Annotated in this window: 27 protein-coding genes, 1 pseudogene and 1 riboswitch; of the genes and pseudogenes, 15 read left to right on the plus strand and 13 right to left on the minus strand. The window is 65.0% G+C overall.

Annotated features, from left to right (window positions below; all coding sequences use genetic code 11):
• Positions 1-27 precede the first annotated feature (27 nt).
• The 4 genes from ABE093_RS13030 to ABE093_RS13045 are packed head-to-tail and all read right to left on the minus strand — an operon-like array spanning position 28 to position 3,316.
• Positions 28-459 (minus strand): VOC family protein, encoded by a 432-nt coding sequence (locus ABE093_RS13030; protein ID WP_430761339.1) that lies wholly within the window; start codon positions 457-459, stop codon positions 28-30.
• 25 nt (positions 460-484) lie between these two features.
• Positions 485-1,300, minus strand: coding sequence for an SDR family oxidoreductase (locus tag ABE093_RS13035; RefSeq protein ID WP_430761340.1), 816 nt, complete (start codon positions 1,298-1,300; stop codon positions 485-487).
• 47 nt (positions 1,301-1,347) lie between these two features.
• Positions 1,348-2,712 (minus strand): UDP-N-acetylmuramate:L-alanyl-gamma-D-glutamyl-meso-diaminopimelate ligase, encoded by a 1,365-nt coding sequence (mpl, locus tag ABE093_RS13040; RefSeq protein WP_430761341.1) that lies wholly within the window; start codon positions 2,710-2,712, stop codon positions 1,348-1,350.
• 25 nt (positions 2,713-2,737) lie between these two features.
• On the minus strand, positions 2,738-3,316 hold the full coding sequence (locus ABE093_RS13045) for an adenylate kinase (protein ID WP_430761342.1): 579 nt from the start codon (positions 3,314-3,316) through the stop codon (positions 2,738-2,740).
• A gap of 103 nt (positions 3,317-3,419) precedes the next feature.
• On the opposite strand from ABE093_RS13045, the gene ABE093_RS13050 reads away from it, so the two are divergent.
• Together ABE093_RS13050 and ABE093_RS13055 are read left to right on the plus strand one after the other, a co-directional pair.
• Entirely contained in the window at positions 3,420-4,658 is a 1,239-nt protein-coding gene (locus tag ABE093_RS13050) for a 6-phosphofructokinase (RefSeq protein ID WP_430761343.1), read from the plus strand.
• Positions 4,658-4,882, plus strand: coding sequence for a DUF167 domain-containing protein (locus tag ABE093_RS13055; protein ID WP_430761344.1), 225 nt, complete (start codon positions 4,658-4,660; stop codon positions 4,880-4,882). The genes ABE093_RS13050 and ABE093_RS13055 overlap by 1 nt, the downstream gene beginning before the upstream one ends.
• A gap of 4 nt (positions 4,883-4,886) precedes the next feature.
• On the opposite strand, the gene ABE093_RS13060 is transcribed toward ABE093_RS13055, so the two are convergent.
• Positions 4,887-5,396 carry a hypothetical protein gene (locus ABE093_RS13060; RefSeq protein ID WP_430761345.1) on the minus strand — a complete coding sequence of 170 codons (510 nt, stop codon included), beginning with the start codon at positions 5,394-5,396 and terminating at the stop codon, positions 4,887-4,889.
• Between the two features lie 157 nt (positions 5,397-5,553).
• Here ABE093_RS13060 and ABE093_RS13065 point away from each other — a divergent pair.
• Together ABE093_RS13065 and ABE093_RS13070 are read left to right on the plus strand one after the other, a co-directional pair.
• Positions 5,554-7,596, plus strand: a pseudogene (locus ABE093_RS13065) (sodium-translocating pyrophosphatase); the annotation flags it as partial.
• A 135-nt stretch (positions 7,597-7,731) separates the two neighbouring features.
• On the plus strand, positions 7,732-8,052 hold the full coding sequence (locus ABE093_RS13070; protein WP_430761386.1) for an OmpA family protein: 321 nt from the start codon (positions 7,732-7,734) through the stop codon (positions 8,050-8,052).
• A gap of 67 nt (positions 8,053-8,119) precedes the next feature.
• On the opposite strand, the gene ABE093_RS13075 is transcribed toward ABE093_RS13070, so the two are convergent.
• The 6 genes from ABE093_RS13075 to ABE093_RS13100 are packed head-to-tail and all read right to left on the minus strand — an operon-like array spanning position 8,120 to position 11,224.
• Positions 8,120-8,668: a hypothetical protein gene (locus tag ABE093_RS13075; RefSeq protein WP_430761346.1), complete on the minus strand. Its 549-nt coding sequence runs from the start codon at positions 8,666-8,668 to the stop codon at positions 8,120-8,122.
• A complete protein-coding gene (locus tag ABE093_RS13080; protein ID WP_430761347.1) occupies positions 8,625-9,026 on the minus strand; it encodes an arsenate reductase ArsC in 402 nt (133 codons plus the stop codon). The genes ABE093_RS13075 and ABE093_RS13080 overlap by 44 nt, the downstream gene beginning before the upstream one ends.
• Positions 9,023-9,361 (minus strand): ArsR/SmtB family transcription factor, encoded by a 339-nt coding sequence (locus ABE093_RS13085; RefSeq protein ID WP_430761348.1) that lies wholly within the window; start codon positions 9,359-9,361, stop codon positions 9,023-9,025. Before ABE093_RS13085 ends, ABE093_RS13080 begins: the two co-directional genes overlap by 4 nt.
• A gap of 31 nt (positions 9,362-9,392) precedes the next feature.
• On the minus strand, positions 9,393-10,181 hold the full coding sequence (locus ABE093_RS13090; protein WP_430761349.1) for a dioxygenase family protein: 789 nt from the start codon (positions 10,179-10,181) through the stop codon (positions 9,393-9,395).
• 22 nt (positions 10,182-10,203) lie between these two features.
• Complete coding sequence (locus tag ABE093_RS13095) at positions 10,204-10,809, minus strand: NAD(P)-dependent oxidoreductase (RefSeq protein WP_430761350.1); 606 nt, start codon at positions 10,807-10,809, stop codon at positions 10,204-10,206.
• A 31-nt stretch (positions 10,810-10,840) separates the two neighbouring features.
• Positions 10,841-11,224 carry a DoxX family protein gene (locus ABE093_RS13100; RefSeq protein ID WP_430761351.1) on the minus strand — a complete coding sequence of 128 codons (384 nt, stop codon included), beginning with the start codon at positions 11,222-11,224 and terminating at the stop codon, positions 10,841-10,843.
• Positions 11,225-11,364: 140 nt separating this feature from the next.
• Here ABE093_RS13100 and ABE093_RS13105 point away from each other — a divergent pair, with 140 nt between their 5' ends.
• The 7 genes from ABE093_RS13105 to ppa all read left to right on the plus strand — a co-directional run bounded on the left by ABE093_RS13105 (position 11,365) and on the right by ppa (position 17,919).
• Positions 11,365-12,267 carry a LysR family transcriptional regulator gene (locus tag ABE093_RS13105; protein WP_430761352.1) on the plus strand — a complete coding sequence of 301 codons (903 nt, stop codon included), beginning with the start codon at positions 11,365-11,367 and terminating at the stop codon, positions 12,265-12,267.
• A gap of 123 nt (positions 12,268-12,390) precedes the next feature.
• A complete protein-coding gene (locus ABE093_RS13110) occupies positions 12,391-12,792 on the plus strand; it encodes an OsmC family protein (RefSeq protein ID WP_430761387.1) in 402 nt (133 codons plus the stop codon).
• A 75-nt stretch (positions 12,793-12,867) separates the two neighbouring features.
• Positions 12,868-13,749, plus strand: a complete 882-nt coding sequence (locus ABE093_RS13115) for a pirin family protein (protein WP_430761353.1) — start codon at positions 12,868-12,870, stop codon at positions 13,747-13,749.
• Between the two features lie 24 nt (positions 13,750-13,773).
• Positions 13,774-14,319: an NADPH-dependent FMN reductase gene (locus tag ABE093_RS13120; RefSeq protein ID WP_430761354.1), complete on the plus strand. Its 546-nt coding sequence runs from the start codon at positions 13,774-13,776 to the stop codon at positions 14,317-14,319.
• Positions 14,320-14,387: 68 nt separating this feature from the next.
• Positions 14,388-15,698, plus strand: coding sequence for an FAD/NAD(P)-binding protein (locus ABE093_RS13125; RefSeq protein WP_430761355.1), 1,311 nt, complete (start codon positions 14,388-14,390; stop codon positions 15,696-15,698).
• 64 nt (positions 15,699-15,762) lie between these two features.
• Entirely contained in the window at positions 15,763-17,331 is a 1,569-nt protein-coding gene (locus ABE093_RS13130; RefSeq protein WP_430761356.1) for a mechanosensitive ion channel, read from the plus strand.
• Positions 17,332-17,370: 39 nt separating this feature from the next.
• Complete coding sequence (gene ppa / locus ABE093_RS13135; protein WP_430761357.1) at positions 17,371-17,919, plus strand: inorganic diphosphatase; 549 nt, start codon at positions 17,371-17,373, stop codon at positions 17,917-17,919.
• Positions 17,920-17,988: 69 nt separating this feature from the next.
• Here the strand turns inward: ppa and ABE093_RS13140 are convergent, their stop codons facing one another.
• Complete coding sequence (locus ABE093_RS13140; protein WP_430761358.1) at positions 17,989-18,609, minus strand: DUF4136 domain-containing protein; 621 nt, start codon at positions 18,607-18,609, stop codon at positions 17,989-17,991.
• Between the two features lie 88 nt (positions 18,610-18,697).
• The gene (gene thiC, locus ABE093_RS13145) at positions 18,698-20,575 is read right to left on the minus strand and encodes a phosphomethylpyrimidine synthase ThiC (RefSeq protein WP_430761359.1); all 1,878 of its coding nucleotides are present in this window, start codon (positions 20,573-20,575) and stop codon (positions 18,698-18,700) included.
• 73 nt (positions 20,576-20,648) lie between these two features.
• A riboswitch (TPP riboswitch) is annotated at positions 20,649-20,744 on the minus strand.
• Between the two features lie 45 nt (positions 20,745-20,789).
• Here thiC and ABE093_RS13150 point away from each other — a divergent pair.
• The 4 genes from ABE093_RS13150 to ABE093_RS13165 are packed head-to-tail and all read left to right on the plus strand — an operon-like array spanning position 20,790 to position 25,501.
• Positions 20,790-21,194: a DUF805 domain-containing protein gene (locus tag ABE093_RS13150; RefSeq protein WP_430761360.1), complete on the plus strand. Its 405-nt coding sequence runs from the start codon at positions 20,790-20,792 to the stop codon at positions 21,192-21,194.
• Positions 21,181-23,448, plus strand: coding sequence for an FAD-binding protein (locus ABE093_RS13155; protein ID WP_430761361.1), 2,268 nt, complete (start codon positions 21,181-21,183; stop codon positions 23,446-23,448). The genes ABE093_RS13150 and ABE093_RS13155 overlap by 14 nt, the downstream gene beginning before the upstream one ends.
• 3 nt (positions 23,449-23,451) lie before the next feature.
• Positions 23,452-24,507, plus strand: coding sequence for a hypothetical protein (locus ABE093_RS13160; RefSeq protein ID WP_430761362.1), 1,056 nt, complete (start codon positions 23,452-23,454; stop codon positions 24,505-24,507).
• A gap of 4 nt (positions 24,508-24,511) precedes the next feature.
• Positions 24,512-25,501, plus strand: a complete 990-nt coding sequence (locus ABE093_RS13165; RefSeq protein WP_430761363.1) for an alpha/beta fold hydrolase — start codon at positions 24,512-24,514, stop codon at positions 25,499-25,501.
• Position 25,502 lies beyond the last annotated feature (1 nt).

Here is a 25,502-nt window from a genome sequence, read left to right on the forward strand (position 1 = left end):
GCGACGCCCGGAACGACAATTAGGTGATTACCAGGTGCCGGTGTTCGGCATCGACGCCCACGGTTCCTGCGGCGGCAGGTGGCCGTCCTGAAGGATCTCGATGGAGATCAGGTCCGGCGAACGCACGAAGGCCATGTGGCCATCGCGCGGCGGACGATTGATCGTCACGCCCATCGCCTGCAGGCGTGCGCAGGTGGCATAAATGTCGGCGACACGGAAAGCCAGGTGGCCGAAATTGCGCGCACTGCCGTAGTCCTCGGTCTTGCCGTCGGCGTCCGGCCAGTTGTACGTCAGCTCGATCTCGGCGTTCGGGGTTTCATCGGCGGCGAGGAAGACCAGGGTGTAGCGGCCCTTCTCGTTCTCCATTCGCCGGGTTTCCTTCAGCCCCAGTCCTTCGCAGAAGAAGCGCAGCGTGGCGTCGAGATCGCGCACGCGAATCATGGTGTGGAGGTATTTCATCGATCAGGGATCCAGGTCGATCTAGTCAGAGAAACAGGTCGGGCAGCAACGGCTTCGTCGGGTCGACGGCGTACTGGTCGAAGTCGGTGACGCCGGCTTCGCGCAGGACGTCCTCGTCGATGAAGAAGCGACCGGTATTGGATTTGGCATCGCGCACCAGGATCGCCTGCGCGGCGTCCGCGACGATTTCGGGTTTACGGCAGCGATCGAGTTCGATGCCGGGAATCATGTTGAGCGCATCGGTGGCAACAATCGTCTTCGGCCACAGCGCATTGATCGCCACGCCCTTGCGGCCGAACTCGCCGGCCAGGCCCAATGTGACCAGGCTCATGCCCATCTTCGCCAGGGTGTAGGCGGTATGGCCGGCCCACCACTTCGGCTCCAGCGACGGCGGTGGCGCCAGGGTGAGGATGTGCGGATTCGCCGACTTCATCAGTTCCGGCAGGCAGGCCTGCGCGCACATGAAGGTGCCGCGCGAATTGACGCCCGTCATCAGGTCGTAGCGCTTCATCGGGGTATCGAGCGCGCCGGCCAGCCAGATCGCGCTGGCATTGTTGACGAGGATGTCGAGCCCGCCGAATTCCTTGACGGTCGCGGCGACCGCGGCATGGACCTGCTCTTCCTCGCGGATGTCGCACTGGATCGCCAGCGCCTGGCCACCGGCCGCGCGCACTTCCTCGGCGACGCTATGGATGGTGCCCGGCAGCTTGGGATTGGGCACGCCCGATTTGGCGACGATGGCGACATTGGCGCCATCGCGGGCGGCGCGCAGGGCGATGGCACGGCCGATGCCGCGCGAGGCGCCGGTGATGAAGAGGGTCTTGCCGCGCAATGTGGACATGGGGGGACTTCCGGGAGATCGAAACGGAAGTCTAAGGCACGATACGGTCAGGTGTGGTCGTGCAAGGCCTCGACGAAACGGCGCGGCGCGCCATCGAAGCCGCCGTTCGACATGAACACCACGTGGTCGCCGGCATGGACGCGCTTGCGCAGCTCGGCGATCAGGGCATCGGCGTCGGGCACCGCCACCGCTTCACCGCGGACGACGCCGATCACCTTGGCCGCGTCCCAGGGCAATTCGGGACGGGCGAGGAAGACCACCGTATCGGCGCCTTCCAGCGACGGCGCCAACGCATCGGCGTGGGCGCCAAGACGCATCGAATTGCTGCGCGGCTCCATCGCCACCACGATCCGCGCATTGCCGACGCGCGCGCGCAACCCGGCGAGCGTGGTCATGATCGCGGTCGGATGGTGGGCGAAATCGTCGTAGACAGTGACGTCATTCACTTCACCCACCACTTCGAGGCGGCGCTTGACGCTGCGGAAGTTGGCCAGCGCCGGGATGACCGAAACGACATCGACACCCACCGCATTGCAGGCGGCGAGTGCGGCAAGACCGTTCATCACGTTGTGGCGACCCAGCATCGGCCAGCGCACCGTTCCGACCTGGACGCCCTTGTGGATGACGTCGAAGACGCTGCCATCGGCCTCGACCAGTCGTGCCGACCAGTCGAACCCGTCTCCGATGCCGAAGGTCTCGACCGGCGTCCAGCAACCCATCTCCAGCACGCGCTTGAGGTTCCTGTCTTCGCCGTTGACGATCAGGCGGCCATTGCCCGGCACCGTGCGCACGAGGTGGTGGAACTGGCGCTCGATCGCGGCGAGATCGGGAAAGATGTCGGCGTGGTCGTATTCGAGGTTGTTGAGGATCGCGACCTGCGGCCGGTAGTGGACGAACTTGCTGCGCTTGTCGAAGAAGGCGGTGTCGTACTCGTCGGCCTCGACCACGAATTCCTTGCCCGAACCGATCCGCGCGGAGACGCCGAAATCCTCGGCGACGCCACCGATCAGGAATCCCGGCACGCGGCCCGCGGCTTCCAGCAGGAAGGTGGTGATGGTCGTGGTCGTGGTCTTACCGTGGGTACCGGCGACGGCGATCGTCGTGCGTCCCGGCAACACGTGGTCGCGCAGCCATTCCGCGCCCGAGGTGTAGGCGAGTGCGTGGTCGAGGACGTGTTCGACCGCCGGATTGCCGCGCGACAGCGCGTTGCCAATCACGATGGCGTCGCAGTCGGGCGAGATGTTGCCGGGCGCGTAGCCCTGGCTGAGCTGGATGCCGAGCTTCTCGAGCTGGGTGGACATCGGCGGATACACCGCCTGGTCGCTGCCTTCGACGGCGTGGCCGAGTTCGCGCGCGAGTGCGGCAACGCCGCCCATGAAGGTTCCGGCGATGCCGAGGATATGCAGTTTCATGTTGCCTTCGGGATGACGGAATTCCTCAACCGACCGCGCGGCCGGCGCCGAGCGATTCGACGATGCGGGCGAACACCTCGTCGAGGCTGCCGACGCCATCGACCGCACGCAGGATGTCGTGCTGGCGATAGTGGTCGACCACCGGTGCGGTCTGGTCGGAATAGACCTTGAGGCGGGTGCGCACCGATTCCGGGGTGTCGTCGGCGCGGCCTTCGGCCTTGGCGCGACCGGCGATGCGTTCGACCAGCAGTTCCGACGGCACTTCCAGCAGCACCGCGACATCGGCGGGTTGGCCGATCTTCGCCAGCAATGTATCCAGCGCCTGCGCCTGGGCGCGATTGCGCGGATAGCCATCGAGGATGAAACCGTTGGCGGTATCGGGGCGCGAGAAGCGGTCCTCCAGCATGCCGAGCAGGATGGCGTCGCTGACCAGTTCGCCGCGCGCCATCACTTCTTTCGCCTCCAGGCCCAGCTTGCTGCCGGCCGCCACTTCCGCACGCAGCAGGTCGCCGGTGGAAATGTGCGGAACCTGCAGGTGTTCCTTCAGGCGCACTGCCTGCGTGCCTTTGCCGGAACCGGGGGGCCCGAGGAGAACCAATCGCATGCTCACTCCATGTAAATGCCAACAATTCCCGGACGCTGGACTCCATCCGGACTCCGTGCCAGCTTAGCGCATCCCGCCCGAAAACCCAGCCAGGATCGCACTGATGGCCCGCTCGACCTCGCCCCAAGGCACCCTGCTCTACGCCCAGTCCGGCGGCGTCACCGCGGTCATCAACACCACGGCCGCGGGCGTGGTCGCCGAAGCACGCAGCCGCAAGGTCAAGGTGCTGGCCGCGCGCAACGGCATCCTCGGCGCACTTGGCGACGACTTGTTCGACACGTCCACGATGACGCCGGCGCAGGTGCGGATGTTGGCCCATACGCCGGGCGGCGCCTTCGGCAGTTGCCGGGTCAAGCTGAAATCGCTGGAGGAGGATCGCGCCCGCTACGAACAGTTGCTGGAGACCTTCCGTCGCCACGACGTGCGCTGGTTCCTCTACAACGGCGGCAACGATTCCGCCGATACCGCCTTGAAGGTGTCGCAGCTGGCCCAGGAATTCGGCTATCCGCTGACCTGCATCGGCGTGCCCAAGACCGTCGACAACGATCTCGCCGTCACCGATTGCTGCCCAGGCTTCGGATCGGCCGCGAAATACACCGCCGTTTCCGTGCGCGAATGCGCGCTCGACGTCGCCGCGATGGCCAAGACATCGACCAAGGTCTTCGTCTACGAGGCGATGGGCCGCCACGCCGGCTGGCTGGCCGCGGCGGCAGGACTCGCGGGCCGTTCGGAAGACGAAGCGCCGCACATCATCCTGTTCCCCGAACGCGCCTACGACGAAACCGCATTCCTGGCGCAGGTGAAGTCGGTGGTCGAACGCGTCGGCTGGTGCGCGGTGGTCGCAAGCGAAGGCATCCGCGACGCGGATGGCCGCTTCATCGCCGATGCCGGCGCCGCCAAGGACGCCTTCGGCCACACCCAACTGGGCGGCGTCGCCGCACATCTGGCCGGACGCGTGCAGCAGCAACTCGGGTTGAAGGTGCATTGGACGCTGCCCGACTACCTGCAGCGCTCGGCGCGCCACATCGCATCGCAAACCGATTTCGAGCAGGCGCGTGCGGTCGGTCGCAAGGCCGTGCAATACGCGTTGAAGGGATTGAACGCGACGATGCCGGTGATCCAGCGCATCTCGGATTCGCCCTATCGCTGGAAGATCGTGCCGGCGCCGCTGTCGTCGATCGCCAATGCCGAGAAGAAGATGCCACCGGAATTCATCCGCGCCGATGGCTACGGCATCACGGCGGAAGCGCGTCGCTACCTGCAACCGTTGATCCGCGGCGAAGCCTATCCGCCGTATGCGCGTGACGGGTTGCCGAAGTACCTGGAACTCGATCTCGGCTGATGCGCGTCCTGCAACTCAAGGTGAAGCCGAACGCCCGCGCGCAATCGCTGGCGCAAGGCGACGATGGCGTCTGGTTGGCGCAACTGAAATCACCGCCCGTGGATGGCAAAGCCAACGCGGAACTGATCGCGTTGCTGGCGGATCATTTCGATTGCCGCAGAGCCGACATCACCATCAAGGCCGGAGCCGGCGGGCGAATGAAACTGGTGACGATCAAGGATTGATCGTCTACTTGCAGGCCTTGCCTTCCACGTTCGTGGCGATGGCGTACTGCGGCAACTGATCGATGCTGTGGTTCTTCAAGGTGTCTTCCTTGCCGCCGATATACACGCGCGCACGCCCCTGCGCATCCAGCTTGGGCGGCACCGCGGTCGCCGACGGCTTGCGCCAGATCCGCACCACCGCGACCTGGCTGGGGCATTCCGCGCTCGGCACCTGGATCATGTCGTTGAAGATCCAGCCATCGGCCTTGTTCGGTTTCGCTTCACCGGCATCGCGCAGGCGCACGCGGGGATGGCAGGCCGGATTGGTATTCACCACTTCCGACAGGTAAGGCGAGGCCGGCTTGCCGGTGAACTGGCCTTCGATGCGCGCGCAGGCTTCGGGGATGGTGCGCAGGGTATGGCGCACGCCCACCGCTTGCGGCTTGCCGGGATCGCGATGGAGTTCCGGCGTTTCCCCGGCCATCAAGGCGAAGCTGGCGACGGATAGTGCTGTGAATACGATCAGGCGGCGCATGCGAATTCCCGTGGATGCGTTGCATTAACAGCCGTCAGGCTGGCACGGAACGCCTGAACGGTTTATTGCGCCACAGCAAGACAGGTCGCCGTGCTGTGCGATAGTCGATGCAGCTGCCGTTCATCTGTGTCATCCCACCCAACCCAAGGGAGGCTTCATGCTGGAGCAGTACGGTCTTGTCCTGGCGCTGATCTGCGCCCTGATCGCCATCGGCTACGGACTGGTGTCCGCTGGCTGGATCAACCGGCAACCTGCCGGCAACGAACGCATGCAGGAAATCGCCGGCGCCATCCAGGTCGGTGCCCGCGCCTACCTCAACCGCCAGTACACGACGATCGCCATCGCCGGCGTGGTGCTGTTCCTGGTCATCGGAATGTTCCTCAGCTGGCCGACCGCGGTCGGCTTCCTGATCGGTGCGGTGCTGTCGGGCGCCGCGGGCTACATCGGCATGAACGTCTCGGTGCGCGCCAACGTGCGCACCGCCGAAGCCGCGCGCTCGGGCATGGGCCCGGCGATGAACGTCGCCTTCAGTGGCGGCGCGATCACCGGCATGTTGGTGGTCGGCCTCGGCCTGCTCGGCGTCGCCGGTTACTACTATGTGCTGACGCACATGGGCAAGTCGCAGACCGAAGCACTGCACGCCCTGGTCGGCCTCGCCTTCGGTTCGTCGCTGATCTCGATCTTCGCGCGTCTGGGCGGCGGCATCTTCACCAAGGGTGCGGATGTCGGCGCCGATCTCGTCGGCAAGGTCGAAGCGGGAATTCCCGAGGACGATCCGCGCAACCCGGCGGTGATCGCCGACAACGTCGGCGACAACGTCGGCGACTGCGCCGGCATGGCCGCCGACCTGTTCGAGACCTACGCGGTCACGGTGATCGCGACGATGCTGCTGGGCGGACTGATGGCGGCATCACCGGGCGTCGATTTCGCCGGCAAGAACGCCGTGCTGTACCCGCTGGTGCTCGGCGGCGTATCGATCATCGCGTCGATCATCGGCACCTTCTTCGTCAAAGTCAGCGGCGACAAACCCAACATCATGGGCGCGCTCTATCGCGGCGTGATCGTCTCGGCGGTACTCGCCGCGTTCGCGTTCTATCCGGTCACCAAGGCGCTGATGGGCGATACCGGCCACGGCGCGATGAACCTCTACATCTGCGCGCTGATCGGCCTGCTGCTGACCGGCGTGATCGTGTGGATCACCGAGTACTACACCGGCACGCAGTACAAGCCGGTGCAGCACGTCGCCCGGGCATCGACCACCGGCCACGGCACCAACATCATCGCCGGCCTCGGCGTGTCGATGAAGTCGACCGCGCTGCCGGTGATCGCGGTCTGCCTGGCGATCTGGTTGTCGTACAAGCATGGCGGTCTCTACGGCATCGCCATCGCCGCGACCTCGATGCTGTCGATGGCCGGCATGATCGTCGCGCTCGACGCCTACGGCCCGATCACCGACAACGCCGGCGGCATCGCCGAAATGGCCGAGTTGCCAAGCGAAGTCCGCGCCGTCACCGATCCGCTCGACGCCGTCGGCAACACCACCAAGGCGGTGACCAAGGGCTATGCCATCGGTTCGGCGGCATTGGCCGCGCTGGTGCTGTTCGCCGACTACACCCACAACCTGCACACGCAGCATCCGGGTGCGACGTTCGCGTTCGATCTCTCCGACCACAAGGTGATCATCGGCCTCCTGATCGGCGGCCTGATCCCGTATCTGTTCGGCGCGATGGCGATGGAAGCGGTCGGCCGCGCCGCCGGTGCGGTGGTGGAGGAAGTGCGCCGCCAGTTCCGCGACATCAAGGGCATCATGACCGGCGAAGCGAAGCCGCAGTACGACAAGGCGGTCGACATGCTGACGCGCTCCGCGATCAAGGAAATGATCGTGCCGTCGCTGCTGCCGGTCGCCGTGCCCGTCGTGGTCGGCCTGCTGCTCGGGCCGGAAGCGCTGGGCGGTTTGCTGATCGGCACGATCGTCACCGGCATCTTCGTGGCGATCTCGATGACCACCGGCGGCGGCGCCTGGGACAACGCCAAGAAGTACATCGAGGACGGCCACTTCGGTGGCAAGGGTTCCGAGGCGCACAAGGCCGCGGTCACCGGTGACACCGTCGGCGATCCCTACAAGGACACCGCCGGTCCGGCCGTGAATCCGCTGATCAAGATCATCAACATCGTCGCGCTGTTGATGGTGCCGTTGCTGCCGGTGTCGAGCTCATCACAGGCCAGCAACATGGATGCCCAGGCCAATGTCGCGGCCGTTGCCACGCCGGCGACTGCATCCGGCAACGCAGCCGCCATGCCAGCCGCGGCAACCGCGGGCGCTGCAAACGCCGCGATGGATCCCGCGCGCGATGCCGTGCTGTATTTCGACAGCGGCTCGGCAGCCATCGAAGCCGTGGACGAGCCGGCGCTCGACACCCTGGCCAAGACCATGGCCGCGCATCCGGAAGTGCAGGCGACGATCAGCGGCTACAACGACGCCAGCGGCAACGCGGCTAAGAATGCCGAACTGTCCAAGCAGCGCGCCGAAGCGGTGCGTGACGCGCTGGTCGCCAAGGGCGTGGATACCGCGCGCATTACCCTGGACAAGCCGGCGGAAACCACTGCCGGCGGCGATCCCAAGGACGCCCGACGCGTGGAAGTGCACGTGCGCTGATCCCGCAACGATGCAATGCAAAGCCCCCGGAAATCCGGGGGCTTTCTTTTTTAGGGATGACGATGGGTCAGCCTGGTTCGCTGGAACGCACTCGCGCATCGAACAGTTCGACGACCCACAACCCGATCGCCGCGCCCACCAATTGCGCCAGCACGAAAGCGGCGACATCGTCGGGGCGGATTCCGGCGAAGGTCTGCGTGAGCGATCGCGCGATCGTCACCGCGGGGTTCGCGAACGAAGTGCTGGCGGTGAACCAGTACGCGGCGAAGATGTAGCTGGCGACCAGTGCCGGAATCGCGGCCGGGCGATGCCGGAGTCCGAGCAGGATCGTCAGCACCAGCCCGAAGGTCGCGACGCCTTCGCTCAACCATTGCGCCATGCCCGTCCGGGCATGGATTCCGGGCTGGACCAACGGCAGGCCGAACATCGCGTGCGCCAGCAACACGCCGACGATCGCCGCGATGACCTGCACGCCGACATAGGCCAGCGCCTCGCGCGTGCCGATCTCGCCACGCAGGCGAGCAGCAGCGCAGTCCCGAGGAATTCGGCGAACAACTTGCGCGACAGAGGCATCAGAGTTCCGCCAGCAACTTCTTGACGCGTTGGGCGATTTCATCGCGCACGGCGCGATAGCCGTCGTCGTCCATGTGCTTGGGATCCGGCAACGCCCAATCCTCGCGACGCCTGGCCGGCACCCACGGGCAGTTGTCGCCACAGCCCATGGTCACCACGGCATCGAATTCGCCGTCGATCTCGCCCAGCGATTTCGACGCATGCGTCGTCAGGTCATATCCGAGCTCACTCATGAAGCGGATCGCCTTCGGATTGATCACACCGGATGGTTTGGAACCGGCACTCAAGGCTTCAACCTGATCGCCGCCATGGATGTGCGCAAACGCCTCGGCCATCTGGCTGCGATTGGAGTTCTCGACGCAAACGAACAAGACGCGCTTCATCGCATCCGGCGCCGTCATGCCCGCGCCTTTTTCTTGCGCGGCTTGCAGCTCATGTCCGGGCCGCACTCCCCACCCGCGCAACAGTTCTCGGTGAGATAGGCGATCAAGCCGTTCATCTGGTCGTAATTGGCGCGCACGCGAATGACGCGCCCTTCGCGTTCGTCATCCACCAGGCTGGCCGCACGCAGCACGTTGAGGTGCGCGGTCAGCGTGGCGGAGGGGATATCCAGCTGTTCGCGCAGTTCGCCAACCGCCAGGCCATCGGGACCGGCCTGGACCAGCGACCGGAATGCGGCCAGGCGGGATTCGTGGCTCAGGGCATTGAGGGCGGAGACGGCGACTGCATGTTTCATATTTCCATATTTCTGGAAATATTGAATGATGTCAAGCCGCCGCCGGCAAGCCCCAGCCGAACGAATCCATCGACAAGGTTCCGTAGGTCATGCCGCCTTCGATCAACGCCGAGGCGTCATCGTCATTGCTCGCTCCCAGCGCGACCAGCAGCGGCAGGAAATGCTCTTCGGTCGGATGCGCGCGTTCCGCATAGGGCGCGCGACGGCGATAGTCGACCAGTGACTCGACATCGCGTCGTGCCACGGCATCCCGCACCCAATCGGCGAATGCCTGCGCGTACTCCGGATCGGAGATGTGCTGGCGGAATTCGTAGAGATTGTGGGTGAGGCTGCCCGACCCGATCACCAGGACGCCCTGCTCGCGCAACGAGGCCAACGCGCGACCAAGACGCAACGCGCCCTCGGTGTCGAGATCGTGCGGCATCGATACCTGCAGCACCGGAATGTCGCCCTGCGGGCGCAGATGGCGCAACGGCACCCAGGCGCCGTGATCGAGACCGCGATGATCGTTCGTCGCCACCGCGAAACCGGCATCGGCAAGCAAGCGCGCAACATCCTGTGCAAGCTCGGGTGCACCGCTGACCGGGTACTGCAGCTGGTACAGCGGCGCCGGGAATCCGCCAAAATCATGGATGGTGTCCAGCGTCGGCGCGGTGGTCACCTGCACGCCGCGCGTCTGCCAGTGCGGCGACACCACCACGATCGCCCGCACACCGTCCAGCGACTGGCCAAGCCGCGCGAGATTCGGACCGAGCAGGCCCGGTTCCAGCGCGAACATCGGCGAACCGTGGGAAATGAAGAGTGCGGGCGGGCGTGACATGACGATTCCGTAGGTGGAGGGATCAGTTGGCGACGGTGAAACGGCGTCCGCGATGCGCGGGCTTTTCCAGTTCGTCGACGATGGCGACCGCGTAGTCTTCGGCGCTGATGGAATCGCCGACCGGGCTGTCGGTTCCGAGTCGGTAACTGCCGCTGCGTTCACCAGGCGCGATCATTGGCGCCGGCGACAGCACCGTCCAATCCAGTCCCTGCGATGCACGGTACGCATCCAGCATCTCGCCCATTGTCGTGGCTTCCTTGTGGTACGCCGCCGGAAACTCGGGCAGGTCCTTGAGCTGGACGCCGCCGACTTCCAGCGAACCCGCGCCACCGACCACCAGCACGCGGTGCTTCGGCTTGGCGGCAATGAGCGCGCGATGGCCATTGAGGTAGGGATCGTGCGATCCGCCGGTGCGATCCGGACCGGTGGCGAGGACGGTGGCATCGGCCGCGTCGATCGCCTGGGCGATCTTCGCGGTGTCGGCGAAATCGATCGCCTCGGCTTGCGTGGCGCCTTGCGGGGCCGCGCCGGAGCGACTGATGGCGATCACTTCATGGCCACGACGGACAGCTTCGGCGGCGACGCGCGAACCGATCATGCCGGTGGCGCCAATGACGTTGATTTTCATATCGGTAGTCCTTGGTCAGACGGATTCGCGATCACTTGTTGCGCGAACGCAGGGCATCGATGCTGTACGCGCCGGCGCCATTGGCGAACAGCACGAGGAAACCGCCGGCCATCGCGATGTTCTTCCAGAAGTTGATCGCCTGCATCTGGTCGGCGAAGTTGTGGTGGAACAGCAGCGCCGAGATCACCGAGAAGCCGGCCAGCGCCAGCGCGACCCAGCGAGTGAAGAAACCGCTGAGGATGGCGAGGCCGCCACCGAGTTCGGTCAGGATCACCAGCGGCAACAGCACGCCGGGGACGCCCTGCGATTCCATGTATTGCTGGGTGCCGGCGTAGGCGGCGATCTTGCCGAAGCCGGAGATGATGAAGATCAGCGAGAGACCGACGCGGCCAAGCAGGGTTGCGAAAGCATTCATGGGGAAATGTCCTTTGGATTTGGGGTGATGGCATCCAGCCGGAAGATCCTCTGGACGTGTCGCCACTGTATTGATCGATCCCGCCGGGATAAACAGCAATTCGATTGACAGATTGGATCGTTTTTCGAAACAATCCCGGCATGGACAAGGTTCGGGAAATGGCCAGCTTCGTGGCCGTGGTCGATGCCGGCAGCTTCGTCGGGGCGGCGGATGCGACCGGAGCCTCCAAGGCGGCGATCTCGCGCCACATCGCCGAACTGGAGCAGCGGCTGGGCGTGCGCCTGCTCAACCGCACCACCCGCCGGCTGTCGCTGACCGACGATGGCCAGCGCTTCTACAGCCGCGCCAGGGAACTGCTGGCCTCGCTCGACGAATTCGAGTCGGAGATGACCTCCCGCACCGGCGAGCCCAGCGGCCTGCTGCGCATCAACGCCCCGCTGACCTTCGGCGTGCTGCACCTGGCGCCGCTATGGGGGCGCTTCTCGGCACTCCACCCCAAGGTCGCGCTCGACGTCACCCTCAACGACCGCATGGTCGACCTGGTCGACGAAGGCTTCGACCTCGCGATCCGCATCACCAGCATGCCCAGCTCGCAGCTGGTGAGCCGCAAGCTGGCTTCGACCCGGATCGTGCTGTGCGCGTCACCCGCCTACCTCGAAGCGCACGGCACGCCGGCGCACCCCGACGAGCTGACGCGTCATCGTGTGATCGGCTATTCCTACTGGTCGGGCCGCGACGAATGGGGCTTCACTGGACCCGACGGCAACGTCCGCGTCCACACCTCGCCGTGGATGCGCACCAACAATGGCGACACCTGCCGCGCCGCCGCGCTGGAAGGCCAGGGCATCATCCTGCAACCGGATTTCCTGGTCGGCGGCGACCTCAAGCAAGGCACGCTGGTCGAGCTGATGCCGAACTACCACTCGGTCGAAACCGGCATCCACGCGGTGTGGCCGTCGCGCAAGCATCTGCCGATGAAGCTGCGTCGCCTGATCGATTTCCTGGTCGCGGAATTCGAAAGCCCGATCTGGACACGTTGCTGAAGCATCGATCCACCATCGTTCCCGTGATGGAACGATGCAAGCCGATTCCGCGCGCTGGTGGTGTCATCGTCCCTGTCCTAAGCTGACTCGACTCCCCCAGACACCGGATCATCGATGAAGACGATTGCCCACGCCGGCATCAAGTCCACCGGCGCCAACTATCTCCACGACATCGAGGCCGGCCACTTCGCGCTGCAGGCGGACGAACCCGCCACGCTCGGCGGCCAAGGCAAGGGCCCGGCGCCCTTCGATCTCTACCTGGCCTCGCTGGCGGCCTGCACCGCGATCACCCTGCGCATGTATGCCGAACGCAAGGGTTGGGATCTCGGCGAATTCAGCGCCGAACTGAAACTCACCCGCGACGACGACGGCAGCTTGCATGTCCATCGCGTGCTGCACGCGACCGGACCGCTCGACGATGCGCGGTGGCAGCGCCTGCTCGAGATCGTCGCCAACACCCCGGTGACCAAGGCGATGCGCGAAGGCGTCGACATCACCAGCGAACGCGGCAACGCGAACGCCTGACCCCATCTTTCATTCCAGGAGATTCATTCCATGTCCGCTCCGGTTTCCGTCCCTCCCGGTCACGCCAATGGCCCCGTGCTGGAACTCAGCACCGCACGCAGCAGCATCGTCGGCAACGATCTGACGGTGAAGCGTGCCCTGCCCGGCAAGCCGCGGCGGATGGTCGGCGCCTGGTGCTTCCTCGACCACGCAGGTCCGATGGATTACGCGCCCGACCACGGCCTCACCGTCGGTCCGCATCCGCATATCGGCTTGCAGACCTTCACCTGGATGATCGAAGGCGAAGTGATGCACCACGACAGCCTCGGCAATCGCCAGATGATCCGTCCCGGACAGGTGAACCTGATGACGGCCGGTCGCGGCATCAGCCACGCAGAAGTGTCACCGGGCGGCGAGTCCGGGCGCATCCACGCCGCGCAGCTGTGGATCGCCCTGCCCGACGAGGAGCGCGAGCGCGATCCGGCGTTCCAGCATTGCCCCGACATGCCGCGCATTGCACAGGATGGTTTCGACATCACCGTGCTGGTGGGATCGGCATTCGGACAGACCGCTGCGCCGAAGGTCTACACACCGCTGATCGGTTTCGATCTCGAATCGAAAGCCGCCGCGCGCACCACGCTGGCGCTCGATCCATCCTTCGAACATGCGGTGATGCCACTGGAAGGCAGCGCGATTGTCGGCGGACAGGAAGTGCACGATGGCGAGCTGCTCTATCTCGGCACCGGTCGCGACAGCATCGACATCAAGACGACCGCCGCCGGCCGCCTGCTGCTGATCGGCGGCACGCCGTTCGGCAAGGACGTGCTGCTGTGGTGGAACTTCGTCGGCCGCACACAGGAAGACATGGAGATCGCGACCGAGGACTGGAACGCCGGGCGTCGCTTCGGCACTGTTCCCGATACCGGCCTGGAACCGCTGAAGGCGCCGCCGTTGTCCGGCCTGCATCTGCGCGGCTAATCCGATCACATAAGGAAAATCACGATGGCACGAATCCTCGCCCTCTCCGGAAGCCTGCGCCACGGCTCGTTCAACACTGCTCTGGCACGCGCCGCGCGTGCGCAGGCGCCCGAAGGCACGACCGTCGAAGTCGCGACATTGCACGGCATTCCGCTCTACGACGGCGATGACGAAGCCGCGCATGGCATCCCGGAATCGGTGCAGCGACTGCGCGCGCAGATTCTCGCGAACGACGGCCTGCTGATGGTGACGCCGGAATACAACAACGGTATCCCCGGCGTGTTCAAGAACGGCATCGACTGGTTGTCGCGCTCAGGCCTCGACATGTTCGATGGCTTGAACGTCGCGATGATCGGTGCATCGCCCAGCGGATTCGGCACCCTGCTCTCGCAAAGCCACTGGCTGCCGGTGCTGCGCACACTGAAAACGCAGTTGTGGACGGAAGGCCGGATGATGGTGTCGCGCGCGAACACGCTCATCGACATGAACGGAGAAGTCTCCGACCCCGCCACGCTCAAGCTGGTCGGGGATTTCGTGGCCGGATTCGCGCGTCATCTCGACGGTCGCTAACGAAATTCGAACACGCATCACGAAAACTTCGCATAGGGTGCGGGGCGTTTTCGGCCAAAATTTGCTGAATGGATTCTTCCGACACACTTCCCGTCGTCATTGCCGGTGCCGGTTTCTGCGGACTCGCGCTTGCCGCGCAATTGCTGGAGCGCGGCCAAGCAGTCGTGCTGGTCGGCTGCGCCGCGAATTTCGGCCGCGGCACCGCGTATGGCGATGCCTGGCGCGAGCATCTGCTCAATGTGCCGGCCGATCGCATGGGCCTGCGCGCGGATGCGCCGGCGGCATTCGCCGATTGGCTGGACCTGCAGGGCGATGAACGTCGCCGCTTCCGTCCGCGACTGGAATTCGGCGATTACCTGGCGCACGAACTCGGCAACTTGCACGCGCGATACGGCGAACGCCTGCGTTGCATCGAAGCGGGCATCACCGCGATCACGCGCGACACCGATGCACGCTGGCGCATCGCCCTCGATTCCGGCGAAACGCTGGAGAGCGGCCGCCTCGTCCTCGCGCTCGGCGCCGCGAACACCGCGAGCACGACACACGACGACACCATCATCCGCCAGCCGTGGGCGCAGGACGCACTCGCGAACATCGACGCCGATGCACCGGTGCTGATCCTCGGCACCGGCCTGACGATGATCGACATGGTGCTGGCGCTGCAGGCGCAAGGTCATCGCGGCGCGATCACCGCACTCTCGCGCCGTGGACGCCTGCCGCTGCTGCACCCGGAACCGCCGTTGCCACCGACGCCGCCATCGCCCGCGTTGCTCGCGGCGCTGGAAGCCGGCGACCTGCGCGCGGCAGTCCGGGAATTCCGCGCGGCCATCGATGCCGGCGCGGCGCCGCCGACACTCGCCGATGGCCTGCGCGCGCTGATCCCGCAGCTGTGGCGCGGCTGGTCCTTGCCGACGCGCAAGCGCTTCCTGCGCCATCTGCGCCCGTGGTGGGACAGCGTGCGCCATCGCGTGCCAGGCGAAGTCTTCGCCACGCTCGATCGCTTGCGCGAAGAAGGCCGATTGCAGATTCGCGCCGGTCATCTCCTTGGCCACGAAAACGGCAGCGCGCGCATCCGCTGGCGTGGCGAGCACGGCGACACGATGGTGCCCGTGGGCGCCGTGATCGATGCCACTGGCTGGGACGGTGATCGCGATCGCTACGCCGCGCATCCGGCGCTGTCGGCCTTGATCGCCGATGGCCGTCTGCGCATCGATCCGCTCGGCCTCGGGCTCGACTGCGCCGCCGACGGCAGCGTGCCGGGCGCCGACGGCCTGCACCTGATCGGCTTCCTGCGCCGCGGCGAATGCTGGGAAAGCACCGCCGTGCCCGAGCTGCGCGCGCAAGCGGCTGCACTTGCGGAGCAGCTGGCGGCATACTGACGGCGACACCCCGTTCACCGCGGCCCCACCATCATCCGGGTCGCACCGGTCGAAGGCAGCGCCCATGAATTCCGTTCCCTGGCAGGTCAACCTGCAGAACTCGCTCGGCACCTATCTCCCCAACCTGCTCGGCGGCATCGCCCTGCTGCTGGTCGGCTGGTTCGTCGCCCTGGTGCTGTCGGCGCTGACCCGCCGCGGACTGATGGCACTGCAGGTCAACGACAAGCTCAACGCCAACACCCACTCGCGCATCGATTTCGAACGCATCGCCGCGCGACTGGTGTTCTGGTTCGTGCTGCTGCTGGCCGTGCTCGGGATGTTCAGCGTGCTCGACCTGCAGGGCATTTCCGGCCCGCTGAGCCTGCTGGCCGGCACGGTGATGGCCTACGTCCCGCGCCTGTTGCTGGCGATCGGACTGGCCGCGCTGGCGTGGCTGGTGGCGACGGTGATCCGTTCGCTGGTGAACCGCGCACTCGGCGCCACCCGCCTCGACGACACCCTGTCGGAAAGCGCGGGGATGGAGCCGGTGTCCGCGACCATGGGCAACGTCGCCTACTGGCTGGTGCTGCTGCTGTTCCTGCCGGCGATCGTCGGTGTGCTGCAAATCGAAGGCCTGATGGCGCCGCTGGAAAACATGACGCAGGTGATGCTCGGCATGCTGCCGAATGTCTTCGCCGCGACGGTGATCGCCGTGCTCGGCTGGATCATCGCCAAGGTCGTGCGCGGGCTGGTCACCAACCTGCTGTCGGCGACCGGCATCGATCGCATGAGCGCCAGCAACGACACCACGCGCGATGTGCGCCTGTCGCAGCTCGGCGGCACGCTGGCCTTCATCCTGGTGATCGTGCCGACCCTGGTCGCCGCGCTCGATGCGCTGAAGATCCAGTCGATTTCGCAGCCGCTCACCAACATGCTCAACATCATGATGGCGGCGGTGCCGAACGTGCTGGCCGCCACGGCCATCCTGCTGCTGGCCTGGTTCATCGGCCGCTTCGCTTCCGGCCTGGTGACGCGATTGCTGGCCAACCTCGGACTCGACCGCCTGCCGCAGCGCCTCGGCTTCGGCCAGGCCTTCGGCGACCACGCCCATCTCGGCGAAGACGGCCTTGGCGGCGACGAAGGCGAGGAAGCCGCATCCGCCACCACGACGGCTGCCGCGAACACCCGCTGGTCGCTGTCGGATGTCGCCGGCCATCTCGCGTTGTTCTTCATCATGCTGTTCGCGACGGTGGAAGCCGCCGACATGCTCGGTTTCGACGGCATGCGCGACCTGCTGGAAACCTTCATCGCCTTCGGCAGCGACGTCCTGCTGGGACTGGTGATCCTGGTGGTCGGCTACTGGCTGGCCAATGTCGCCGCCGCCGCGATCCAGCGCGCCAATCCCGACCACAACGTCGGGCTGTCGCGGATCGCGCGCGTCGCCATCCTCGGGCTGGTGATCGCGATGGGCCTGCGCGCGATGGGTATTGCCGACGACATCGTCAACCTCGCCTTCGCCTTGGTGCTGGGCGCGATCGCGGTGGCAGTGGCGATCGCCTTCGGCGTCGGCGGCCGCGATGCCGCCGGCCGGATCGCCAACCGCTGGGCCGACCAGATCCTCAATCGCGGCAAGGGCGGCGATCCGCAGGGTTGATCCCGGCTACAATGGTGCATCGCACAAACGGACACACCCATGGGCCTCGACCTCGTCAGCACCGGCAAGAACCCGCCGGACGAAATCAACGTCATCATCGAAATCCCCAAGGATGCCGAGCCGGTCAAGTACGAGGTCGACAAGGCCAGCGGCGCGATCTTCGTCGACCGCATCCTGTCGACGCCGATGCGCTATCCGTGCAACTACGGCTACGTCCCGCACACCGTCTGCGGTGACGGCGACCCGGCCGATGTGCTGGTGATCCTGCCGCTGCCGCTGGTCCCCGGTTCGGTGATCCGCTGCATCCCGGTCGGCGTGTTGAAGATGACCGACGAAGCGGGCAGCGACGAGAAGATCGTCGCGGTGCCGGTGCCGAAGATCTTCGGCGGCTATTCGCACATCAGCGACATCGAGCAGGTGTCGAAGCACTGGCTGGAGCGCATCGGCCACTTCTTCGAGCACTACAAGGACCTCGAGAAGGGCAAGTGGGTGAAGCTGGAAGGCTGGGGCAACGCCGCCGAAGCCAAGCAGGTGCTGGTCGACGCGATGAAGCGCTACGAAGACAGCGCCGACAAGCCGAACTTCTGATTCGCGCGCAACCCCGTGATGCAAAAAGGGCGCCTTTCGGCGCCCTTTTTCTTGCAGCGGGATTCGCGCTTACTTCTTCGCCGGAACCACCGGCTGGTTGCTGCCGGCCTGGTACGGATACTTCGCGAACACCGCAGTGATCGTCTTGTCGATGTTGGCGGCACGCTCCTGGGCGTTCATCCGCGTCACCGTCGCGATTGCATCGCCGGTCCAGACCATGCGGTTCTGCTTCGCGTCCACCAGGTCGATGCTCAACGTGCCTTCCTGGTAGTTGCTGACCTGCATCTGGTCGTACCACACCGGCACCGCGACGTAGGCACGACGACGATAGCTGTAGAGCACCTGGACGTCGCTCATCGGCACGCTGTACACCGCAGTGCGATCGCGCACCACGCCCTGGAAGTTCACCTGCAGGTCGGGCGACTTCTCGTTGTAGGTATACCCATGCGCCGTCATTTCGCGACGGATGTTGTCCTTGATGCGATCGGTGATCCAGTTCGCATAGCCGGACTGTTCCATCGCCAGGGGCGTATAGAACCCCCAGGTGCGGTAGCGGCCGAAATCGGCGCCCGGGTCCTGGTCGGTCTTGACGTAGGGACCGCTGGCGCAAGCCGCCAGCAGCATCGTGGCGGCCAGCATGGCCGCCGTGGCGATTTTCTTGAACATGGTGGTCACTCCCTTGGCGTTCATGGCCGCAGTTTAGAACGTCCGGCGCGAACGGCGCGTGTCATCCCCGCGCCGTTGCCGCGCGTTCACCGCGGTAGCCCGGTACCGCGCCTTACTCGGCGCGATACACCTGTGCGCCCTGTTCGAGGAATTCCTTCGACTTCTCGGCCATGCCGGCCTCCAATGCCTTCGTTTCGTCGACGCCGTGTTCGGCGGCGTAGTCGCGCACGTCCTGGGTGATCTTCATCGAACAGAAGTGCGGACCGCACATCGAGCAGAAGTGCGCCAGTTTGTGCGCATCCTTGGGCAGGGTTTCATCGTGGAATTCCTTGGCCTTCTCGGGATCGAGGCCGAGGTTGAACTGGTCTTCCCAACGGAACTCGAAACGCGCCTTGCTCAATGCGTTGTCGCGCACCTGCGCGCCGGGATGCCCCTTCGCCAGATCCGCCGCATGCGCGGCGATCTTGTAGGCCATGATGCCGTCGCGCACGTCCTGGCGATTGGGCAGTCCGAGATGTTCCTTGGGCGTGACGTAGCAGAGCATCGCGGTGCCGTACCAACCGATCATCGCCGCACCGATCGCGGAGGTGATGTGGTCGTAGCCGGGCGCGATGTCGGTGGTCAATGGGCCAAGCGTGTAGAACGGCGCCTCGCCGCATTCGCGCAGCTGCTTGTCCATGTTTTCCTTGATCAATTGCATCGGCACATGGCCGGGGCCTTCGATCATGGTCTGGACGTCGTGCTTCCACGCGATCTTGGTGAGCTCGCCCAGGGTTTCCAGTTCGCCGAACTGCGCGGCGTCGTTGGCGTCTGCGATCGAGCCCGGACGCAGGCCGTCACCCAGCGAGAAGGCGACGTCGTAGGCCTTCATGATGTCGCAGATGTCTTCGAAGTGCGTGTAGAGGAAGTTTTCCTTGTGGTGCGCCAGGCACCACTTGGCGAGAATCGAGCCGCCGCGCGACACGATGCCGGTGACGCGCTTCGCCGTCAGCGGCACGTAGCGCAGCAGCACGCCGGCGTGGATGGTGAAGTAGTCGACGCCCTGTTCGGCCTGTTCGATCAACGTGTCGCGGAAGATTTCCCAGGTGAGTTCCTCGGCGCGGCCGTCGACTTTTTCCAGCGCCTGGTAGATCGGCACCGTGCCGATCGGCACCGGCGAATTTCGGATGATCCACTCGCGGGTTTCGTGGATGTGCTTGCCGGTCGACAGATCCATCACCGTGTCGCCACCCCAACGGATCGCCCACACCAGCTTCTCGACTTCCTCGGCGATGCCCGATGACACCGCGCTGTTGCCGATGTTGGCGTTGATCTTGGTGAGGAAATTGCGGCCGATGATCATCGGCTCGCTTTCGGGATGGTTGATGTTGTTGGGCAGGATGGCGCGACCGCGTGCGATCTCGTCGCGGACGAATTCCGGAGTGATGATCTTCTGGATCGAAGCGCCGAAGGATTCGCCCGGATGCTGGCGCAGCAAATGGGCTTCGCGCACGGCTTCCAGTCGCTGGTTCTCGCGGATCGCGACGAATTCCATTTCCGGGGTGACGATCCCGCGCTTGGCGTAATGCATCTGCGAGACGTTGGCGCCTGCCTTGGCGCGACGCGGCAGTAGGCGACCGGGAAAACGCACGATGTCGAGCTTGGGATCGTGCTCGCGGGCACGACCGAACTCGGAGCTCAACGCGGATAATTGTTCGGTGTCGCCACGCTCCTCGATCCACTTCGCGCGCAGCGCCGGCAGGCCGATGGCGAGATCGATGCTGGCGTCGGGATCGGTATAGGGACCGGAGCAGTCGTAGACCGAGACCGGCGGATTGTCCTCGCCACCGAACAGCGTCGGCGTCTTCGTCAGCGCGATCTCGCGCATCGGCACGCGCAGATCGGGGCGCGATCCCTCGACATGGATCTTGCGTGAGCCGGGAATCGGACGCGTCACCTCGGACGAAAGTTGTTCGGCCTGGCGCAGGAGTTCGGTGGGGAGTGCATTCATCGGCAATTCGTCCAGTGGCCGGCCGCGAGGGATTCGCGGTCCGTGAACGAAGCGAAGGCGCAGGGCGCCGGATCGGCGCCGCCGCGAAGCTTCCCTACGCCGGTGTGAGCCGGATCAGGTTCGAAGGGTGTTTCTCAACCGTCGGCCGACGGTACCCCCGCTTCAGGGGCTATTTGACCATGCCGGGGGGCTGCCAGCTAGTATGCCCCCGACCATGGGGAGGGTCGCCATCAATGACGACAAGGTACGCGGGATGCTGAATTGGCTGGAATGGAAAGGGCGGCTGCGCCGGCGCAGCTTCCTGTGGCGGCTCGTGACCGCGAGCCTGGTGTTCATCGTGCTGTACGTGTTCATGGATCGCATGCTCGGCCACGCCAGCACCTTGCTGCTGTACCTGCCGTTCTTCGCGGTACTGCTGTCGCTGTCGGTGCGTCGCCTGCACGACCAGGCCAAGGTGGCCGGCTGGTTGCTCCTCCTTCTGGTGCCGGTGCTTGGGCCATTGCTGGTCGGCTTCCTGCTGCTGTTCAGGCGCGGAACGCCGGGAGAAAACCAGTACGGCGACGATCCGCGCACTCGCGGCCGCGATTACCTTGAGGTCAATGCCATTGGACGCGCCTGAGTCGCGCGCGCCGGCGGCAGACGCCGGCAGCGGAATGATCGTCAACGACGTCACCCGGCTCAATCCGGTGCGGGTGTGGGCAGTCGCCGTGCCGACTTCGATCGAAGAAGTACAGGACGCGGTGCGTCGCGCCACCGGTCCGATTTCGATCGGCGGCGGCCACTTCAGCATGGGCGGACAGACTGCCAGCCCCGGCAGCCTGCATCTCGACATGCGCCGGCTCAATCGCGTGGTCGCCTTCCATCCCGGCGAACGCATCATTCGCGTCCAGGCCGGCATCCGCTGGTGCGACATCCAGCGCTTCGTCGATCCGCACGATCTCTCCGTGCAGATCATGCAGACCTACGCCAACTTCACTGTTGGCGGGTCGCTCGGCGTCAACGTGCATGGCCGCTACATCGGACTGGGGCCGCTGATCCTGTCGGTGCGCGCGATCACCCTGGTGCTAGCAGATGGCGAGCGCGTCGACGCGACGCCCACGCACAACAGCGAATTGTTCTACGGTGCGATCGGCGGTTACGGCGGATTGGGCGTGATCGTCGAAGCGGAATTGCAGCTGGCCGACAACGTGCGCGTGCAGCGCGATCATGCCTGCATGCCGACCTCGCGTTATGCGCATTACTTCCGCGAACACGTGCGCAACAACGGCGACACCGTGTTCCACAACGCCGACCTCTATCCGCCAGCCTACGATCGTGCCCGCGCCGTGACGTGGCGCAAGACCGGCAACGCCGTCACCAAACCGCATCGGCTGCAACCGCTTCGACGGCATTTCCCGATCCATCGCTACTTCTACTGGGCCTTTACCGAAACCCGTGGCGGCAAGTGGCGCCGCCAGCACCTGCTCGATCCATTGATGTATCTGTCGCGGCCGGTGCACTGGCGCAACTACGAGGCTGGCTACGACGTTGCAGAGCTGGAACCGGCAACACGCAAGCACCGTACCTACGTGTTGCAGGAATACTTCGTGCCGGTCGCGCGCTTCGACGAGTTCGTGCCGCGCATGGCCGAGATTCTGGCGCGCCATCGCGTCAATGCGGTCAATGTCTCGGTGCGCCACGCCTTCAGCGATCCGGGCGCGATGCTGGCGTGGGCGCGCGAGGAAGTCTTCGCTTTCGTCCTCTATCACAAGCAGCGCACGCGCGATAATGCCAAGGCGCGGGTGGCAGTGTGGACACGCGAACTGATCGACGCCGCGCTCGCCTGCGGCGGCACCTATTACCTGCCCTACCAGCCACATGCCACCCCGGAGCAATTTCATCGCGCCTACCCCCGGGCGCAGGAACTGTTCGCGCTGAAACGCCGAATCGACCCCGATTTCCGTTGGCGCAACGTGCTGTGGGACACCTATTACGCCCCCTTGTCGAGCGATGCGATGAACGACACAGCGACCCCCAAGGTCGATTCCGATTTCCAGAATGTGTATGGCAACACCCGCGGCAACGACGATTTCTACCGCTTCCTGCAGAACATCTACCGCCTGTATCCGGAAGATCGTTTCCACGCACTGATCCAGGAAACGACGAAGGCACATCCCGGCAACGACGAGGCGATCTATCGCGCCCTGCAGGCGAAACTGCCGTCGATCAAGCCCTTCCTGTCCGAACTGACCTACGCCCTGCCCTCGCTGGGCAAACAGAAACGCGAGATGGCGCGGCAGACGCTGAAACTGCTGGGACCACACCGTGATTTCGACGGTTACATGGAAATCGGAAGCCCGGGTCGCTATGTCAGCGAACTGCGCAAACACCTGAAGTTGCACGGTGATCTCGTGCTGGTCAATGACGTGGCACCGACCAACTCGCCGGTCGACATCGTCGAACGCGGCGGCCTGCGCAAGATCGGTCGTTTCGTGCCGCTGGACGACTACGCACCGATTCCCGCGAACGCGGTCGCCGATTGCAGCATCGGATTGCTGACCTGCTACATCGGATTGCATCACTCGCCGCTGGATCGCCTTGATGCCTTCGTCGCCTCACTCCATCGCGTGATGCGCCCCGGCGGATGGCTGATCCTGCGCGACCACGACGTCACCGACGATTACATGCGCGCGCTGGTATCGCTGGCGCACGCGGTCTTCAACGCCGGTCTCGGCGCACCCTGGGAAACCAATGCGCGCGAACTGCGGCATTTCCGCACCATCGACGCCTGGGTGGAAATCCTTGGTCGCCACGGTTTCACCCAGGTCGGGCCGCGCCTGCTGCAAGACCATGATCCAACCATCAACACCTTGCTCGCGTTCCGCAAGGATTGACGCATGCGCCGTTTCCGCATCGCATTCGCCATCGTGTTGCTCGCCATCGCCGGCATGGTCCCGGCGATGGACAAGGCGGCATCCGCGAACACGCCCGCAGGCCTGGAAGTCGCGAAAGCGGATCGCCGCACGCCGGACCAGACCTTCCTCACCTTTCCCGAATGGTTCCTGGTCTTCAGCCCCGCCGAATACGCCGACGCCCTGCACGCCAATACGGGGCCGAGCGCCTTCCCGTTCTTCGGCCACATCGGACAATTCTGGAACGCCTACGCGCAGGTGATCCGCGCCACCAGACCGTATCCCTTCAATGGCGAATACCACACGATGATCGTGGTGATCGGCACTAGCACCACGGTCGAATACGGGCTCAAAGGGGTGTATGAAACGCTGATCGGACGATTGAGCGAACTCACCGCACCCGCGAATTCGACGCCAGAGGATCGCCTGGCAACGGAACAAGCACAGGCTTATGTCGATTTCATCCGCGTGCGACCGTGGTACGAATTCGATTTCGTCACGCCGCTCAAGCACCTGTGGACGCAGACGCCATACTGGGGCGCACACCCGCTGCGGAAATGGGAGCGACGCTACCTGCTGACCAGCGAATGGTTGGTCAAGGCCGGCTACGCCGCGCTGCTGGGAAAAGCGACCCATTCGGCATTCGAAATCCCGAAGGTCACCACGGCGACGATCGTGGAAAACCTGCCGGAAAACACCGGGACCGATCTTCCGGATCTCAAGCGGCTGCAACAGGATGGCGCACAAACCCTGGTCACGCTGCCGCGCTACCAGGCCTTCACCGACTACGCGTTGGCCCTGTCGAAGCAGGGTACGCGCTTCGTCGATATCGCCGGCAATCGCGGCGCCATTCTCGTCAGCGTGGTGGTCCCGAGCGCCGAGCCTTCATCGGCAATCGATCGTGTGCTGATCCGTCAACCGATCGTGACGCGCCCCGGCTTCGAGCGCCGCGTCCTGCAGGTCGACGTCGCACGGTTGTCCGAGGTGCTGCGCACGCATGCCGCCGCGGGCAACGTCATCGAACACATCTTCGACTACTGACCACATGAGACGCTTATTTCGCTGGATCTTGCGTGGCACGCTTTGCGTGCTGGCGCTGTTGTCACTGTACGTCGCGGGTAGCGTGCTGCAAGTCCATCTGCACGAACGCCTCGATCCGACCGCCGCTGCACCCGCAGGCGGTCGTTTCACCATCGTCGATGGCGTTTCCATCCACTCGCGGTCGCATGGACGCGAGGATGCGCCGGCTTTGTTGCTGGTTCCCGGCACGGCGGCATGGGGAGGCGCCTGGTTTTCGCTGATCCCCACGCTGGAACGGGCGGGTTATCGCATCATTGCCGTGGACCTGCCGCCATTCGGATATTCCGACAAGGCAGTCGGCACCGATTTTTCGCGGCCAGTGCAAGCGCGGCGACTCGCCGCGGTACTCGATGCCTACAAGATTGCCGATGTCGTCGTGGTCGGGCATTCGTATGGCGGTGGTCCGGCCCTGGAACTGGCGCTGGCGCAACCACAACGGGTGCGAAAGCTGGTTCTGGTCGATGCCGCGCTCGGATTGGGCTCACATCCCGATCCGGAGTCACCCGTTTGCCGGTTGCTGGCGACGACCACACCCCGGCACATCGTGCTGTCGTCAACTGCGACAAATCCCTTGTGGAGCAAGGCGCTGCTTGATCGCCTCGTTGCACGCAGGGAAGCGGTGACCGACGAAATCGTTCGCCAGTATCGCGTGCCTTCCGACCTGCGCGGCGCCACCGATGCACTCGGCGCATGGGGCGATCACTTCCTGTGCGATGCCGAACAGGGACTCAGTACCAATCCCGCCGATATCTCCCGATTGCAACCGCCATTGGCATTGATCTGGGGCGAACGCGATACCAACACGCCACTGGCACAAGCACAGCGACTGCATGGCCTGCTTCCGCATTCGTCATTGCGCGTCATTCCCGGCGTCGGCCACATTCCACACATCGAAGCACCCGCATCATTCGAGCGTTCGCTGCTCGATGCGCTGCAGGAACCGGCAGCCAAATAGC

This window comes from Solilutibacter silvestris, assembly GCF_050574925.1.
GTDB lineage: Bacteria > Pseudomonadota > Gammaproteobacteria > Xanthomonadales > Xanthomonadaceae > Solilutibacter > Solilutibacter silvestris_A.

Excerpts from the sequence above, each read along its gene's own strand:
- ABE093_RS13030 (WP_430761339.1), bottom strand. The coding sequence starts at position 459 with ATGAAATACCTCCACACCATGATTCGCGTGCGCGATCTCGACGCCACG.
- ABE093_RS13035 (WP_430761340.1), bottom strand. The coding sequence starts at position 1,300 with ATGTCCACATTGCGCGGCAAGACCCTCTTCATCACCGGCGCCTCGCGC.
- mpl (WP_430761341.1), bottom strand. The coding sequence starts at position 2,712 with ATGAAACTGCATATCCTCGGCATCGCCGGAACCTTCATGGGCGGCGTT.
- ABE093_RS13045 (WP_430761342.1), bottom strand. The coding sequence starts at position 3,316 with ATGCGATTGGTTCTCCTCGGGCCCCCCGGTTCCGGCAAAGGCACGCAG.
- ABE093_RS13050 (WP_430761343.1), top strand. The coding sequence starts at position 3,420 with ATGGCCCGCTCGACCTCGCCCCAAGGCACCCTGCTCTACGCCCAGTCC.
- ABE093_RS13055 (WP_430761344.1), top strand. The coding sequence starts at position 4,658 with ATGCGCGTCCTGCAACTCAAGGTGAAGCCGAACGCCCGCGCGCAATCG.
- ABE093_RS13060 (WP_430761345.1), bottom strand. The coding sequence starts at position 5,396 with ATGCGCCGCCTGATCGTATTCACAGCACTATCCGTCGCCAGCTTCGCC.
- ABE093_RS13070 (WP_430761386.1), top strand. The coding sequence starts at position 7,732 with ATGGATCCCGCGCGCGATGCCGTGCTGTATTTCGACAGCGGCTCGGCA.
- ABE093_RS13075 (WP_430761346.1), bottom strand. The coding sequence starts at position 8,668 with ATGAAATCGCCCAACGCGTCAAGAAGTTGCTGGCGGAACTCTGATGCC.
- ABE093_RS13080 (WP_430761347.1), bottom strand. The coding sequence starts at position 9,026 with ATGACGGCGCCGGATGCGATGAAGCGCGTCTTGTTCGTTTGCGTCGAG.
- ABE093_RS13085 (WP_430761348.1), bottom strand. The coding sequence starts at position 9,361 with ATGAAACATGCAGTCGCCGTCTCCGCCCTCAATGCCCTGAGCCACGAA.
- ABE093_RS13090 (WP_430761349.1), bottom strand. The coding sequence starts at position 10,181 with ATGTCACGCCCGCCCGCACTCTTCATTTCCCACGGTTCGCCGATGTTC.
- ABE093_RS13095 (WP_430761350.1), bottom strand. The coding sequence starts at position 10,809 with ATGAAAATCAACGTCATTGGCGCCACCGGCATGATCGGTTCGCGCGTC.
- ABE093_RS13100 (WP_430761351.1), bottom strand. The coding sequence starts at position 11,224 with ATGAATGCTTTCGCAACCCTGCTTGGCCGCGTCGGTCTCTCGCTGATC.
- ABE093_RS13105 (WP_430761352.1), top strand. The coding sequence starts at position 11,365 with ATGGACAAGGTTCGGGAAATGGCCAGCTTCGTGGCCGTGGTCGATGCC.
- ABE093_RS13120 (WP_430761354.1), top strand. The coding sequence starts at position 13,774 with ATGGCACGAATCCTCGCCCTCTCCGGAAGCCTGCGCCACGGCTCGTTC.
- ABE093_RS13125 (WP_430761355.1), top strand. The coding sequence starts at position 14,388 with ATGGATTCTTCCGACACACTTCCCGTCGTCATTGCCGGTGCCGGTTTC.
- ABE093_RS13130 (WP_430761356.1), top strand. The coding sequence starts at position 15,763 with ATGAATTCCGTTCCCTGGCAGGTCAACCTGCAGAACTCGCTCGGCACC.
- ppa (WP_430761357.1), top strand. The coding sequence starts at position 17,371 with ATGGGCCTCGACCTCGTCAGCACCGGCAAGAACCCGCCGGACGAAATC.
- ABE093_RS13140 (WP_430761358.1), bottom strand. The coding sequence starts at position 18,609 with ATGAACGCCAAGGGAGTGACCACCATGTTCAAGAAAATCGCCACGGCG.
- thiC (WP_430761359.1), bottom strand. The coding sequence starts at position 20,575 with ATGAATGCACTCCCCACCGAACTCCTGCGCCAGGCCGAACAACTTTCG.
- ABE093_RS13150 (WP_430761360.1), top strand. The coding sequence starts at position 20,790 with ATGGGGAGGGTCGCCATCAATGACGACAAGGTACGCGGGATGCTGAAT.
- ABE093_RS13160 (WP_430761362.1), top strand. The coding sequence starts at position 23,452 with ATGCGCCGTTTCCGCATCGCATTCGCCATCGTGTTGCTCGCCATCGCC.
- ABE093_RS13165 (WP_430761363.1), top strand. The coding sequence starts at position 24,512 with ATGAGACGCTTATTTCGCTGGATCTTGCGTGGCACGCTTTGCGTGCTG.